Source organism: Elusimicrobiota bacterium (assembly GCA_016182905.1).
Taxonomy (GTDB): Bacteria; Elusimicrobiota; Elusimicrobia; order UBA1565; family UBA9628; genus GWA2-66-18.
In genome coordinates, this window is record JACPFR010000009.1 from 148,124 (window position 1) to 160,912 (window position 12,789).

The following is a 12,789-nucleotide window of genomic DNA, read 5'->3' on the forward strand; positions in this document are numbered from 1 at the left end:
CCCTTTGGAGACGATATGGCCGAAACCTATTTGACCCGCGCCGGACATCGCAAGCTTCAGGAAGACCTCAAGGCGCTCATGAAGCAGAAGACCCAGCTCTCGCTCGACATCGGCGAGGCCCGCGAGAAGGGCGACCTCAAGGAGAACGCCGAGTACCACTCCGCCAAGGAGAAGATGGGCGAGGTCATGGGCCGCATCGGCCAGATCCAGGACAAGCTCCAGAGCGCCAAGATCATCGAGGAGATGGACATCCCCAAGGACACCGTCGCGATCGGCACGACCGTGGAGCTCGAGGACTCCGACGGGGACAAGGTCGAGTACGCCTTCGTCGGCGAGGACGAGTCCGACCCGAACGAAGGCAGGATCTCCGTCCAGTCGCCCCTCGGCGCCGGCCTGCTCGGGAGGAAGTCCAAGGAGACGGTCGAGATCCAGCTCCCCAACGGCCCGCGCACGTTCAAAATCCTCAAGGTCACCCGCACCCCCTGAGCCCCGCGGAACTCGCGGCCGAGCTCAAGAGGCGCGCGCGCGCGGCCGGCGCGGACCTCGCCGGGATCGCCGCCGCGGCCGCCTCCGGCGACGGCCCCGCCTACGACGCCTGGCTCGCCGCCGGCATGCACGGCGAGATGGACTACATGGCGCGCAACGCGGACTCGCGCCGCGACATCCGCGCGTGGATGAAGGACGCGAAGTCCGTCCTCATGTGCGGCTTCTCCTACGGCGAGCCCGGCTCCCGCCCCGCCCCGAGGGAAGGCCACGGCCGCCTCGCGCGCTACGCCGCGCGCAAGGACTACCACGAGGTCCTGCGCGGGCGCATGAACGAGGTCCGGGACTGGCTCTCCGCGGCGGTCCCCGGCGCCCGCGGCGTCGCGTTCTGCGACATGAGCCCCATCCTCGAGCGGTCCTACGCGGCCGCGGCGGGGCTCGGCTGGCAGGGCAAGAACACCTTGCTGCTCGGCGCCGACATCGGCTCCTACTTCCTCATCGCCGGACTGGCGATGAACGTCGACCTCCCGTCCGACTCCCCCGGAACCGACCGCTGCGGCACCTGCACGAAATGCCTCGAGGCCTGCCCCACGGACGCCTTCCCGAAAGCGCGCGTGCTGGATGCATCCAGATGCATCGCCTATTTCACGATCGAGGCCAAAGGCGCGATCCCCGAGCCGTTCCGCGAGGGCATCGGCGACTGGGTGTACGGCTGCGACGTCTGCCAGGAGGTCTGCCCCTGGAACCGCTTCGAGAAGCCGGCGCGCGCGCTGCCCCCGGCGAAGATCGCGACCGAGCTCCCGCTGGAGGAGCTCGCCGGGCCCGCCTCGGCGGGCCTGCGCGCCCGCCTGAAGGGCCTGCCCGTCGTCCGGGCGGTGCGCAAGCGCCTGACGCGCAACGCGCTGCTGGCGATGGGCAATTCCCGCCTCGAGCGCTACCGACCGATCCTCGAGGAGCACGCGGCCGGGCCCGATCCCGTGCTCGCCGAGCAGGCGCGCTGGAGCCTGGCGCGTTTGTCCGGAGCGGCGTAAATGATAAAATCCGCGCGGTGATCCTCCGAGTCTCGAGCCTCGCGCTGCTGCTGGCCTGCGCCCCGTTCGTCGCGAGCGCGGCGGACGCGCGTCCCGCCCAGCGGATCGCCCGGAAGCCTTCGAAGAAGCCGCGGGTCAAGAAGCCCACGAAGGTCGTCGACCCGCGCTCCTTCAAAGAGACCCCCGGCGACGAGCAGTCCCAGGCCCCCATCCCCGGACGGGACTTCCCCGTCGCCGTCCAGCAGGCCCCCAAGCAGGACGAGACGCCCCGGATCGTCCGCTGGATGATCAAGCCCCTGCGCCGGGGCATGTTCATCCGCCTGCCCATCATGGACACGGACCCCAACCGCGGCGTCACGATCGGCGTCATGCCGATCTGGGTCCTGCAGGGGGAGACCGACGACCGCATCCAGCAGATCCACGCCCCCTCGCTGACCTACAACAAGAACTTCCAGGTCATCCCGACCTACCGCTTCTACTATTACCCCCAGGAGGACGCGACGTTCATCGCGCGCGCCTCCTACTCGAGATTCGAGCGCGAGGCCCTCGGGGAATACGAGGACGGCAGCTTCCTCGGCACCGATTTCGACATCTACGCCCGCCTGCAGTACAACGTGGACGCGGGCCAGCGCTTCTTCGGCTTCGGCCCCGACTCCTCCAAGACGGCCGAGTCGAACTACCGCGAGGAATACACGCAGTACAGGATCGGCGGCGGCGTGCCCCTCGCTAACGGCTCCCCTTGGCGCGTCCGCTACTCCAAGCACTACCAGTCCGGACGCTTCACCGAGGGCTCGCTGCCGAACCTGCCCGATTTCGCCCTCTCCTTCCCCGGCCAGCTCTCCCGCCGCTATCAGCAGATCAACGAGAACCGCTTCAGCCTCGATTACGACACCCGCGACCACGGCGTCACGACGGGCCGCGGCGTCCTGGTCAAGTCGTTCGCCGAGTACGCGATCCGGGGCTTCGAGAGCCAGTACGATTACAGCCGCTACGGCCTCGACGCCCGCTGGTTCCGGCCCTGGGAGTCGGACAAGGAGAAGGTCTTCGCGATCCAGGCCAAGTACGAGCAGCTGCTGGGACCGCCCGCCCCGTTCTGGGTCCAGTCCCGCCTCGGAGGCAAGTACAGCCTTCGCGCCTACGGAGACGGCCGCTACATCGACCGCGGCATGGCCGCGGTCAACGTCGAGCAGCGCTTCAAGGTCTACGAGGCGAAGACCGCCGGCGTGACGACCGAGCTCCAGCTCGCCCCCTTCATCGGCATGGGCGAGGCGTTCGACAACCCCGGCCGCGCCGCCGCCCGCTACGCCCGCCCCGTCGTCGGCGCCGCGGTCCGAGCGGTCGCCAAGCCGCAGGTCGTCGGCTCCATCGACTTCGGCGTGGGCCGCGACGGCTTGGCGGTCTTCATGGACATCAACTACTCCTTCTGAGCATGAACCCGATCACGGTCCCGATGATGGTCAAGCAGTCGCACCCGGTCATGACCGCCGTCCTGCTCGTCCTGGTCTTCGCCGCGATCGCCGGCGTCTGCTTCCTGATGCTCCGCCATCAGCACCACGCGCGCAAGCGGAAGAAAGCCGGCCACAGCAACCACACCGGCCACCACGGCAACCACTAGCCGCGCGTCACTTGGCCTTGGGGCGGACCGACTTGAGGAAGGCCTCCCAGGCCTTCTCGCCCTTCCGCTGGAGGTCGGGGATCGGGCTGGCGCGCCGGTAGGCGAGGACGGCGAAGCGCCCGTCCTTGAGCGGCAGCACGCAGAACGTCTCGGTCCCCATGATCGACTTGCCCGGCGACGGCCGGTGCGGGTCGGCCGGCTCGATCGGGAAGCGGCGGCGATGGAGCGCGAGCTTCTTCCCCGCGACGAGCGCCGTGCCGCCCGCGGCGGGAGCGGCGCCCTGCTCGGACGCCGCAGGGCCGGCCAGGAAATCCGCCGGCGTCGGGTAATCCGATCCGGGCGCGCCGAACAGGCGGACCTGCACGGCGTCGGCCAGATTCTCGTACCGGACCACGGGATCGGCGCCGCCGGCGTTGGCGTACTCGACCGGGGTCCAGCCTTTGGGCGGCGTGAAGCTCAGCGCCGCGGCGACCGTCTGAGCCGGCGTCTTCGTCTTCACGGTCCCCCCCGCGGCCGGTCCGGCCGCCGTCATCAGGATCAACGCCGCCGTCCGGATCGTTCGGTTCATTTCCAGTGCCTCGGGTTCTTCTCCAGGTCTTCCGCGTATAGGCGGCCCAGCTCCTCCATGTCGATCGGCGGCCCGCCTCCCGGCTTGGGCGCCGTGATGACGAGAGGCGGCAGCTCGACGATCCCGGCGGGGCCCCGCCCGGCGCGCAGGCGCCTCAGCGCGCGGGCGCGGGCGGTCAACCGGGCCTCGAGCGCCCCGAGGTACGGCGAGCCGGCCGCGGCGATCAGCTCCTTCTTCTCCTTCGCGCCGGCCGGCGACGACCATTCCTTGATCTGCTCCTCGAGGGCCTTGCTGCTCGCGGCGAGCTTCTCCTGGTGCCCCTTGGCCCACTTGAGATAATCGTCGAGCTTCTTCTCGGCCGGGGCCAGGCGCTCCTTGGCGACGCGGTGGACCTTGATGAAGTGCGCGACGACCGGCCGCCAGGTCTCGTTCTCCTTGATCTCCGCCTCGGTCTTGGCCGCGTCGGCGTCGATCAGCTTCCCGCGTCCGCGCAAAGTCGTCACCGGGTTCTTCATCTCCTTCGGGCTGAAGGTGAGGATATAGTAGGGATCGCGCGTCAGGAGCTCGCGATAATAGCCCTCGGGGTCGTCCAGGAAATCCTTCGGGGAGCCGTCGACGACCTTGCCCGCCAGCTCGGTCTGCACCAGCCAGTCGATCAACCGCGAGCCGAGCTCGTCGCCCCGGTAGTGGTCGTGCGCGACCTCGGGGAAGCCCGCCCTCTTGCTGCGCTGGATCTCGAACGCGTGGCCGAACAGCTCGTGCGCCAAGGTGCCCGCCATCGCGACGCGCGTGTGATCGGGATCCTGGGCGAGGTACTCGCGGCTGAGCGTGACCTTCGGCGGATCCAGGGCGGTGTCGGTCTCCCCCGAGTTGTGGTCGAGGTCGTCCATCGTCACCTCGGCGGCGGCGCGCTCCCTCACGAACTCCGCCGCGAGCTCCCGCCCCGTCTTCGACTTCAGGATCAGACCGACCGCCTCGCCGAGCGCCTCGCGCTCGGGCTTCGTTCCCTTGAACACGAGACGCGCGAGAAGCCGGGTTTGAAGGACGGCCGGATCGGCCGCCGCGCCGGACGCCGCCCCGCCGGAGGGAGGCCCGCGGATGTCGCCGGAGCGCGCGGCTCCGCCGTCGAAATCCATCCGAGCGGGAGCGCCTTTGGGAACGCGCGAAAGCGCGCGCTGATAGGCCGCGTCGCCGGCCGCGCTCGGGGACGAGCCGCCGGGGATCGTCCCGCCGGACGGACCCGCCAGTAGCTCGGCGACCCGGGCGTTCGTGAGCACGGGCCGCGCGGGATCGGCGGGACGGGAATCGACGAGGCGGCCGTCCTTGAGCGCGTAGCGCCCCTGGTCGAGGGCGAGGAGGAATTCCCGCTGCCCCGGCTGAAGGGCGCCCGGGACCCGGGCGTCGAACGGGTCGTCGGGACCGGCGCTCGCCCGGACGGCGGCGGCCAGGAACAGGACGAAAAAGGCGGTTTTGAGGCCTCGGGGCATGAGGGGGTCGCCTCAGGGGCAGTATAACCCCCCGTCGACGGTTATGCCAGGGCTAAGCGGGCGTCAGCCGTACTTGTACTTGACGCCCTGGCCGCCGCCGGGCCACTCGCAGGTGATGTTGTCGAACGGGCAGAGCATGCGGCAGGCGCCGCACTCGATGCAGTTCTCGTAGTTGACGATGACCTTGTTGTGGGAGGACTCCCACTCGTAGACCTTGGCGGGGCAGACGGTCGTGCAGGGCTTGTCCTTGCACTTCGTCACGCACGGCGCGTCCGCGCCGGAGTTCTTCAGGAGGATGTTCGCCTCGGGCTGCTTCTTCCACTCGAGCGTGCCGAGCTTCGCCTCGACGCCCGTCTCCACCTTGATATCCTTGATGTCCATCAGATCGCCACCTTCCGCAGAGGGAACAGGTCCTTCGCGACGCGCACGAAGCCGCGCTCGCGGATCATCCCGAGCGCCGTCTTCAGGTGCGTGCGCTTGGGCACGCCGTCGGCCGAGAAGCGCAGCTGGGCCAGCTCGCAGGCGAGCTTCGGGTAGAACTCGAGGAAGCCCGGGGAGTTCTCGACGTGCTCCTCGAGGTCCTGGACGTCCTCCATGTCGGGAAGGACGTACGACGCCTTGAGCTTGTCCACGTACGCCGACAACGTCGCCTTCGTGTAGTCGCCCTTCTTCTTGGCCTCGATGACGGTCTCGGCCGCGAGCTTGCCGGCGGTCATCGCGAGGTTGGAGCCCTCGCGATAGGCGGGGTTCGTCATCTGCGCCGCGTCGCCCGCGACGAGGAAGCCGTCGGCGGCGAGCGGGGGCATCGACTTGTAGCCGCCCTCGGGTATGAGGTGCGCGGAGTACTCGAGCAGCTTGCCGCCGGAGATCAGCTTCTTGACCAGCGGGTGCGCCTTGACGTGCTCGAGGTGGTCGGAGGGCCGCAGGCCCGTGCGCTGGTAGTCGGACAGCTTGCAGCCGACGCCGAGCGCGAGCGACTCCTTGTTCGTGTACAGGAACGCGTAGCCGAGCATGCCCAGCGACACCGAGCCGAACATCTCCATCGTGGCCCCTTCGCCGGGGTTGAGCTGGAAGCGGTCCTCGATGACGGAGGAGGGCAAAGCGATGACTTCCTTGGCGCCGAGCGCGACTTCCGAGGACTTGAGCTCGTCGATGAAGCCCGCCTTCTGCGCGATGATCGAGTTGACGCCGTCGCAGGCGATGACCACGTTGGCGGTGAGCTCGTCGCCGTCGGAGGTCTTGATGCCGGCGATCTTGCCGGAGGCGTCCTTGACGACGCCGACGACCATGACGCCGCAGAACACCTCGGCGCCGGCCTCCTCGGCCTTCTTCGCGTACCACTGGTCGAAGTGCGTGCGGATGCTCGTGTAGCAGTTCGGGATGCCCTCGAGGAACTTCTTGGAACGGTAGCCGACCGTGACGAAGGAGTCGTCGGTCGTGATGCAAGTCTTCTGCTCGACGATCGGGCGCTCGACGGGGGCGTCGGCGGCCTTCCAGAACTCGGGGACGATCTCGTGCAGCATCTTCGAGTACAGCACCGCGCCCTGCACGTTCTTGGCGCCGGGGTACTCGCCGCGCTCGAGGACGACGACCTTCAGGCCCGCGCGGGCCATCACGATGGCCGCGGAAAGACCCGCCGGTCCGGCTCCTACGACGATCGCGTCATAAGCGGGTTCTTCGGCCATGTGATCCTCACCCCGCGACTTTCGCGGAGGCGTCCTGGACCGTCTTCAGGAGCTCTTCCGTCTTGAAAGGCTTGGTCATGAAGCCGACGACCTGCGGGAACTTCTGGAAAAGGGTCTTCGAGGGCTCGAGCGCCGTGAGGACGACGATGGGGAGGTCCTTCGTCGTGGGCTCGGCCGCGATCTTGAGCTGCAGCGAGTAGCCGTCGATGCCGGGCAGCATGACGTCGAGGACGAGGACGTCGGGCTTGACCTTGGCGATCTCGTCCCAGGCGTGCCGCCCGTTGTCGCAGGTGTGCACCTCGAAGCCGCCGTGCTCGAGCGTGTACTTCACGAGCGCGAGCATCTCGGGTTCATCGTCGATAACGAGGACTTTTTTGGCCATGGGCCGAATTTATCAATTCGTGCGAAGGAAGTCCATGGGTGGCCTCGATGGCGAGCGCTGTCGGGCCGGACTACTCGCCGAACGGCCCGCCGAGCTCCGGCGCCTGGATGTCGTTGGCGGCGACCGCCAGGCCGGATTCTTCCGCGCTGGCCTCCGTGAACGCGGCGTGCACGGCGGCATGGACCTCGCGGGGAAGCACGGGCTCGATCGTGTCGAGCACCTTCGGGCTGATGTGGCAGTTGAGCGTGAAGAGAACGGCTTTCAGCGCCGTCGCGGGCTCCACCCCCGTCGCTTCCTTGAGACCGCCGCGGATGCGGTCGTAGAACTCGGCGCGGCTCATGCGCCGAGGCTTCGGAGTCACCTTCCAGCCGTCGAAGAAAACGCCCTTGATCATCAGCGGCATCTGCGCCGAGAACTTGACCGCCTCGGCGGGAGGCAGGCAGTCGCGCAGGGCGTGCAGCACCGAGCGCAACGCGGCATACGCCTGGAAGCGGCTGCGCATCTTCCCGGCCGTCTCGATGTCCTTGAGCCAGATGTTCCCCTTCTGCACGGCGGTGTCGAACGCGTCCGGCGTGTGTCGTCTCATGGTAGCCCCCTCCGCCCCTGGATACAAGATACCCCCGGGAGCGACGGGATGCCATGGAGGAAAGGTAACTTTAGGATGAACCGGGGCGAGGTTGGGCTATAATAACCGGGTGAAGATGATGACCGGGCTCGTCGCGCTGATCCTCTCCCTGGCCGTCGGCGCGTCCGCGGCCCCCGACGCGGTCTTCGACGGCTCGCGACTGTTCGGAGCCGGCGTCGCCGCGCCCGTCGCGGGAAGCTGGCGTCAGGCCGCCCCGGTCCTTCCGCGCCCCGTGTTCGTTCCCGTCGCCGCGGAGGCCCCCGCTGCGACCTCGGCCCCGGCGGAGTCCGTACGCCGCCTCACCAGCGGCTTCCTGGGATTGTACCCCGAGGCGGACTTCGACCTCGGCACCGGCCGCTGCGCCGCCTGCAACGGCCCGGTCGAGGGTAAGTGGTACTTCCTGGACGACGAGCTGGCCTTCCCCAAGACCGGGCCCGCGGGGCTGGTCTGGCTCGGCTCGCGCGAGATGCACGAGGGCGTGACCTTGTCGGCCGACGGGCTCACCGCGCGGCTGCGGGACGGCACGGTCGTGCCGTTCGCGCTCACGGACAAGATCGAGTCGAACCGCTCCTATTATGACGCGTCGAGCCTCGCCTACCTGCGCGGCCGCACCGTGCGCGTGCGCGGCGAGCTGATCGAGAAGGACGGCGTGAAGGTCCTCGTCGCGCGCACGATCTGGCCCGAGGACTACCGCATCGACGCCGCGAGCCTGAAGGAAGCCGACGTCAAGAACGCGGCGGACGTCGACGCGCTCGTCTCCGCGGACAAGGGCGGCGCCAAGAAGGGTTTCCAGACCTTGCTCCTCTGGGAGCGTCCCGGCGCGGGCCGCGCCTGGGAAGGGCTGCCCGTCATGGGCTTCATGCTCAACGGCGCGCAGGGCGACGACGACGAGGCCCTCGCGGGACACTCGAGCCTCTTCACCGGCCGCTACGGGCCCGGCGGGAGCATGGCCGACTGGATCTTCGACAATTTCTACGACATGAACACCGTCAGCGAGAAGGGGATCGTGGCGAGCATGGTGCCGATGGACAAGTACATGACCGACCTGAACAGCGGCCAGAGCTGGTACCGGCCGTCCTACGTGCTCGTCATGGTCATGAAGGACGCGCGCGTCCCGGCGAAGTTCCAGGAGGCCTTCACGGCGCAGTACGCGAAGTACTACTCGCAGGAGCTCAAGTACGACAAGACGAGCAAGAACTGCACGGCGCTGATCTCCGACCCGGTCCGCGAGCAGGGCTGGAAGTTCCCCGAGACGGGAAAGACGCCGACTCTCGTCGCCAAGATGATCTCCAAAGCCGTGGGGTTGAAGGACAAGGAGGCCGGCGAGCAGATCTACCGCTCCCTGCGCGAGGAGCCGACGCGCAGCTTCCCCCGCGCGTCCTTCAGCGCCGTCGGCGGCGACCTGCTGACTTTGGCCGGCGCGTTCGGCGCCGAGCCGTCAGGCCGCGAATATTCCCCGCTCGAGAACGAGATCCGCGAGGACCTGCTCGCGGTGCTGTTCGTGCGCCTGCCCCAGATCCCCTCGAGCCGCAAGTTCGGCCGCGAACCCGTCGGCGGCGTCGTGGACTACTTCCTGCGCGCGCCGCTCGACCGCTCGAAGTGGCAGACCGTCCCCTCCTACCCCCGCCCCTTCCCCCCGCGTTAGGAAGCGGTGCCAGGCCTCCCATTATCCCATTACTCCATGAGTATGGATCGATGGGAGTAATGGGATAATGGGAGGCCTGGCACCGTTACAATACGGGAGGGTCGACGAGGGAGCGGAAGGCGCCGACGAGCTCGGCGGAGGTGGCGAAGCGGCGCGAGGGCTCGGGGTCGAGGGCGCGCGCGAAGAAGGCGTCGATGCCGGCGGGCAGTCCCTTCGCCGACTCGGACGCGGGCAGGTAGCGGCCCAGAGCGCGGTCGGTGCCGCGCGGGAAGGCGGGGCGGCCCGTGAGGCGGCGGTACAGCGCCTCGGCGAGCGCGAGGGAATCGGGCGCGCCGGACCTGGCCGCGGCGTCCACGGCCGCGAGCGCCTGGCGGGCCGAGAGACGGCCGTTCCCGGGAAGGAGCGGCGACGCGGAGGGCTCCTCCGGGGCCGGGCCCTCCTCGCCCGCCTTCGAGGCCTTGCCGAAGATCCAGCCGAACAGGGCGGACACCGCGAGGATGACGAGGATCGGCCCCAGGCGCGCGCCCGCCGGGGCGGCGGCGGGCGGGTTCAGGCGGCGCAGGGCCGCGTCGACCTCCGGCGCCTGCGTCGGGTCGAGCTCGGTGGCGCGGCGGTACTCCGCCGCGACCTCGGCCTTGGGGCGGCCGAGCAGCTCCAGCGCGACGGCCAAGGACAGGCGCGCGGGCCCGCTGCCGGGAGCCAGGGCCACGGCCCGCTCGGCGTCGGCGAGGCCGCCCTCGATGTTCCCGCCCGTGAGCCTGGCGTTGGCCCGCAGCACGCGGCGGGACACGGTCTCGCCGGCGGCCAGCGCGCGCTCGGCGGCGGCCTCCGCCGTCTTCGGGTCGAGGCCGGCGAGGGCCACGTTGCCTAGCTGCTCCTGGGCCCGCGCGTCGCGCGGAGCGGCGGCGACGGCCTCCTCGGCCTTGGCCCGCGCGCCCGCGATGTCGCCGGCCGTCAGGCGCACGACGGACTCGCGGATGCTCTCGTCGACGCCGGCGTGTAGCGGGAGCGCCGCGGCCAGGATCAGCAGCAGGGCCAGGGACCTCTGAAGGAGATGGACGTCGAGGACCTTGCCGAACTTCTCCCCGACCTGGCGCAGGCGCCCGGCCTCGAGGAAGCCGCGCTTGGCGTGCAGGCGCAGGCTCGCCTCGTTGCCCTCGGTGACGCGCGCGAGCACCTGCTTGAGGCCGGCCTTCCCGCCGGCGGCGAGGACCGCGTCGAGCAGGGCGCCTCCGCGGCCGCGGCCGCGCGCGCCCTCGTCGATGTACACGGAGACCTCGGCGGTGCGGGCGTAGGCGCAGCGGTCGGAGTAGGGCGACAGGGAGGCCCAGCCGACGACCTTGCCGCCCTCCTCGGCGACGATCACCGGGTGCCCGGCGCCGTGCGCCGCGAACCAGGCGCGCTGCTGCTCGAGGGTCTTCGGCTCGGTGTCGAAGGTGCCGGTCGCGCGCAGGACAGCCTGGTTGTAGATCCCGGTGATCGCGGGAAGGTCGGCGTCGGTCGCGGGGCGGAGAACGGCCATGACCAAGTCTAGCAGATGAGCCGCCGGGGCCTACCAGTAGCGCATCATGAAGACGAGGGCGAGCACCCACAGCAGGAGAAGGAGGCCGCCGCCCAGGAGCACCGTTCCCGCGTGGAACGCGAGGCGAGGCTCCTTCTCCCGGTAGCGCCGGCGCAGCGCCCAGCCCCCGGCCATCGCGGCCAAAGGCGTCCCGAAGAGGGCGGCGATCTCGAGCACGGCGAAGATCACATGCTTGTTCACGACCCGACCTCCTTGCCGTCGATGAAGCAGGCCTTGGAGCCTAGGATCGCGCTGCTGTTGGTCGCCTCGCGGCGTCCCAGCAGGGAGCCCACGAGCGGTATGCGGTCGCCGACGAGGCCGAAGGTGCGCAGGCCGCACACCTTCACGCCGGGCAGGCCTCGGCTCGTGTCGCGCGCCAGGTCCGAATCCCAGTCGTTCTCGAGCTGCTCGCGCATCCCGGGGTCGCGGCCCTCCGACAGGTACGGGACGCTGAAATAGAGGACGCGCCGGGTCAACCCCGAGATCCCGCGGCCCGGATTGACGCTTGCGCCGCCGATCGACGAGGTGTTGCAGCCCTTGATGTCGAGGGTCGCACCTCGGGCCATCTTGCCCTTGAACCGGAAGGCGATCTCGGCCGCGTCGCCGCTCCACTCGCCGACCGTCATGAGGCCGGGCGCGCCGTGGCCGTACAGCGTGACCTTCGTGAACGCGCCGGCCTTCGCCTTCTTGACGTAGGCGAGCGCCGGGGCATGATCGCGGAAGGAGACCGGCTGGGGCTCGGAGCCCTCGAAGGTGAAGCCGTAGGCGTCGGACAGCGGATGCCGCACGGAGTCCTTGACCCGCTCCCACGCGCTCATGGGCTTGGCCGGCACGACGCGCCCGTCGTTGGGAGTTCCGCCCTGCCCCGCCTGGCCGCCGGACGCGTTCGCCGCGACGGGGCTTCCGCCCGCGTCCGGTGCCGGGACGACGATGCCGTCGGGCCGGCCCTGGGACTGGGGGAGCTGGACCCCGGGAGCGACCGTGCCGGGAGCGCCGCGCGCGCCGGCCGTGCCGCCGGTCATGCCGCCGGCCGAGACCGTTCCGGCCGCGGAGGCGGATCCGTCGATGGAACCGCTCCGGGGGCCGCCGGCCTCGAGGCTCTGGACTTCGCGATCGGGGCCGAACACGGCGGCGTTCCCGGTGCCGCGCCGCTCCCGCAGCCGGCGGGCCCGCTCGATCGCCGCGCCCGCGCCGGGAACCATCGCGACGGTCCGGTCGCCGGCCGCGATCGAAGCCTCGATCTCACGTCGGATGCCCTGGTCGGCCAAGACCAACGAGGCCTTCTCGGAAGCGTCAGTGAGGAACGCGAGCGTGGAGGTTTTTTCGGACTCCTTCTTGATCTGGGAGGCGCCCGTCCAGCTCGTCAACGCCGTGCGAAGGCGGGCCTCGCCGGCGGAGTTCGGAGCGGTCAGGAAGACCAAGGCGGCGAGGCGGCCGGCGTCCTCTTTGGCGGCCCACTCGCGCGCGACGGCGCCCAGCGCGTCGCGGTTCACGCCGGCGCCGACGAAGCTCTTGCCGGTCGAGTCCGGATCGAGAACGAAGGCCGCGAGGCTTCCGGCCGCCTCGGCGCGCGCGGCGGGGTCCTCGGCGAGCCTCTTGGCGAGGGCGTCCACGGGAGAGCTCGTGGTCTGCGCGCTCGCGGGGCTCGCGGCCGCGAGCGCGATCGCGACGGTCAGGACGGAGGCGAGGGGTTTCATCATGGTCTCC

At 70.0% G+C, this 12,789-nt stretch carries 13 protein-coding genes and 1 pseudogene; 5 read left to right on the forward strand and 9 right to left on the reverse strand.

Going from position 1 to position 12,789, the window contains the following annotated elements; translation table 11 throughout:
• Positions 1-15: 15 nt before the first annotated feature.
• From greA to HYV14_03585, 4 genes are read left to right on the forward strand one after another with little or no spacing between them, the layout of a single operon-like run.
• Positions 16-486, forward strand: a complete 471-nt coding sequence (gene greA / locus HYV14_03570; protein ID MBI2385076.1) for a transcription elongation factor GreA — start codon at positions 16-18, stop codon at positions 484-486.
• Positions 483-1,514, forward strand: a complete 1,032-nt coding sequence (gene queG / locus HYV14_03575; protein ID MBI2385077.1) for a tRNA epoxyqueuosine(34) reductase QueG — start codon at positions 483-485, stop codon at positions 1,512-1,514. Before greA ends, queG begins: the two co-directional genes overlap by 4 nt.
• Positions 1,515-1,531: 17 nt before the next feature.
• Positions 1,532-2,941 carry a BamA/TamA family outer membrane protein gene (locus tag HYV14_03580; protein MBI2385078.1) on the forward strand — a complete coding sequence of 470 codons (1,410 nt, stop codon included), beginning with the start codon at positions 1,532-1,534 and terminating at the stop codon, positions 2,939-2,941.
• Positions 2,942-2,943: 2 nt separating this feature from the next.
• The gene (locus HYV14_03585) at positions 2,944-3,129 is read left to right on the forward strand and encodes a hypothetical protein (protein ID MBI2385079.1); all 186 of its coding nucleotides are present in this window, start codon (positions 2,944-2,946) and stop codon (positions 3,127-3,129) included.
• A gap of 7 nt (positions 3,130-3,136) precedes the next feature.
• Here HYV14_03585 and HYV14_03590 read toward each other — a convergent pair whose 3' ends face one another.
• The 6 genes from HYV14_03590 to HYV14_03615 all read right to left on the reverse strand — a co-directional run bounded on the left by HYV14_03590 (position 3,137) and on the right by HYV14_03615 (position 7,837).
• Positions 3,137-3,697, reverse strand: coding sequence for a hypothetical protein (locus HYV14_03590; protein MBI2385080.1), 561 nt, complete (start codon positions 3,695-3,697; stop codon positions 3,137-3,139).
• Positions 3,694-5,184: a hypothetical protein gene (locus HYV14_03595; protein ID MBI2385081.1), complete on the reverse strand. Its 1,491-nt coding sequence runs from the start codon at positions 5,182-5,184 to the stop codon at positions 3,694-3,696. The genes HYV14_03590 and HYV14_03595 overlap by 4 nt, the downstream gene beginning before the upstream one ends.
• Before the next feature lie 63 nt (positions 5,185-5,247).
• Positions 5,248-5,565, reverse strand: a complete 318-nt coding sequence (locus tag HYV14_03600; GenBank protein ID MBI2385082.1) for a 4Fe-4S dicluster domain-containing protein — start codon at positions 5,563-5,565, stop codon at positions 5,248-5,250.
• Positions 5,565-6,869: an FAD-dependent monooxygenase gene (locus tag HYV14_03605; GenBank protein ID MBI2385083.1), complete on the reverse strand. Its 1,305-nt coding sequence runs from the start codon at positions 6,867-6,869 to the stop codon at positions 5,565-5,567. Before HYV14_03605 ends, HYV14_03600 begins: the two co-directional genes overlap by 1 nt.
• Before the next feature lie 7 nt (positions 6,870-6,876).
• Positions 6,877-7,251, reverse strand: coding sequence for a response regulator (locus HYV14_03610; GenBank protein MBI2385084.1), 375 nt, complete (start codon positions 7,249-7,251; stop codon positions 6,877-6,879).
• Between the two features lie 70 nt (positions 7,252-7,321).
• A complete protein-coding gene (locus tag HYV14_03615; GenBank protein MBI2385085.1) occupies positions 7,322-7,837 on the reverse strand; it encodes a DUF2267 domain-containing protein in 516 nt (171 codons plus the stop codon).
• Between the two features lie 109 nt (positions 7,838-7,946).
• Between HYV14_03615 and HYV14_03620 the strand changes: the two genes are divergently transcribed.
• Positions 7,947-9,521, forward strand: coding sequence for a hypothetical protein (locus HYV14_03620; protein MBI2385086.1), 1,575 nt, complete (start codon positions 7,947-7,949; stop codon positions 9,519-9,521).
• Positions 9,522-10,557: 1,036 nt separating this feature from the next.
• Here the strand turns inward: HYV14_03620 and HYV14_03625 are convergent.
• The 3 genes and pseudogenes from HYV14_03625 to HYV14_03635 form a co-directional block, all read right to left on the reverse strand.
• Positions 10,558-11,043 (reverse strand): annotated as a pseudogene (locus HYV14_03625) (N-acetyltransferase).
• 30 nt (positions 11,044-11,073) lie between these two features.
• Positions 11,074-11,283: a hypothetical protein gene (locus tag HYV14_03630; protein ID MBI2385087.1), complete on the reverse strand. Its 210-nt coding sequence runs from the start codon at positions 11,281-11,283 to the stop codon at positions 11,074-11,076.
• On the reverse strand, positions 11,280-12,782 hold the full coding sequence (locus HYV14_03635; protein ID MBI2385088.1) for a hypothetical protein: 1,503 nt from the start codon (positions 12,780-12,782) through the stop codon (positions 11,280-11,282). Before HYV14_03635 ends, HYV14_03630 begins: the two co-directional genes overlap by 4 nt.
• Between the last annotated feature and the right edge of the window lie 7 nt (positions 12,783-12,789).

Excerpts from the sequence above, each read along its gene's own strand:
- HYV14_03590 (MBI2385080.1), bottom strand. The coding sequence starts at position 3,697 with ATGAACCGAACGATCCGGACGGCGGCGTTGATCCTGATGACGGCGGCC.
- HYV14_03635 (MBI2385088.1), bottom strand. The coding sequence starts at position 12,782 with ATGATGAAACCCCTCGCCTCCGTCCTGACCGTCGCGATCGCGCTCGCG.
- greA (MBI2385076.1), top strand. The coding sequence starts at position 16 with ATGGCCGAAACCTATTTGACCCGCGCCGGACATCGCAAGCTTCAGGAA.
- HYV14_03605 (MBI2385083.1), bottom strand. The coding sequence starts at position 6,869 with ATGGCCGAAGAACCCGCTTATGACGCGATCGTCGTAGGAGCCGGACCG.
- HYV14_03610 (MBI2385084.1), bottom strand. The coding sequence starts at position 7,251 with ATGGCCAAAAAAGTCCTCGTTATCGACGATGAACCCGAGATGCTCGCG.
- HYV14_03615 (MBI2385085.1), bottom strand. The coding sequence starts at position 7,837 with ATGAGACGACACACGCCGGACGCGTTCGACACCGCCGTGCAGAAGGGG.
- HYV14_03585 (MBI2385079.1), top strand. The coding sequence starts at position 2,944 with ATGAACCCGATCACGGTCCCGATGATGGTCAAGCAGTCGCACCCGGTC.
- HYV14_03595 (MBI2385081.1), bottom strand. The coding sequence starts at position 5,184 with ATGCCCCGAGGCCTCAAAACCGCCTTTTTCGTCCTGTTCCTGGCCGCC.
- HYV14_03600 (MBI2385082.1), bottom strand. The coding sequence starts at position 5,565 with ATGGACATCAAGGATATCAAGGTGGAGACGGGCGTCGAGGCGAAGCTC.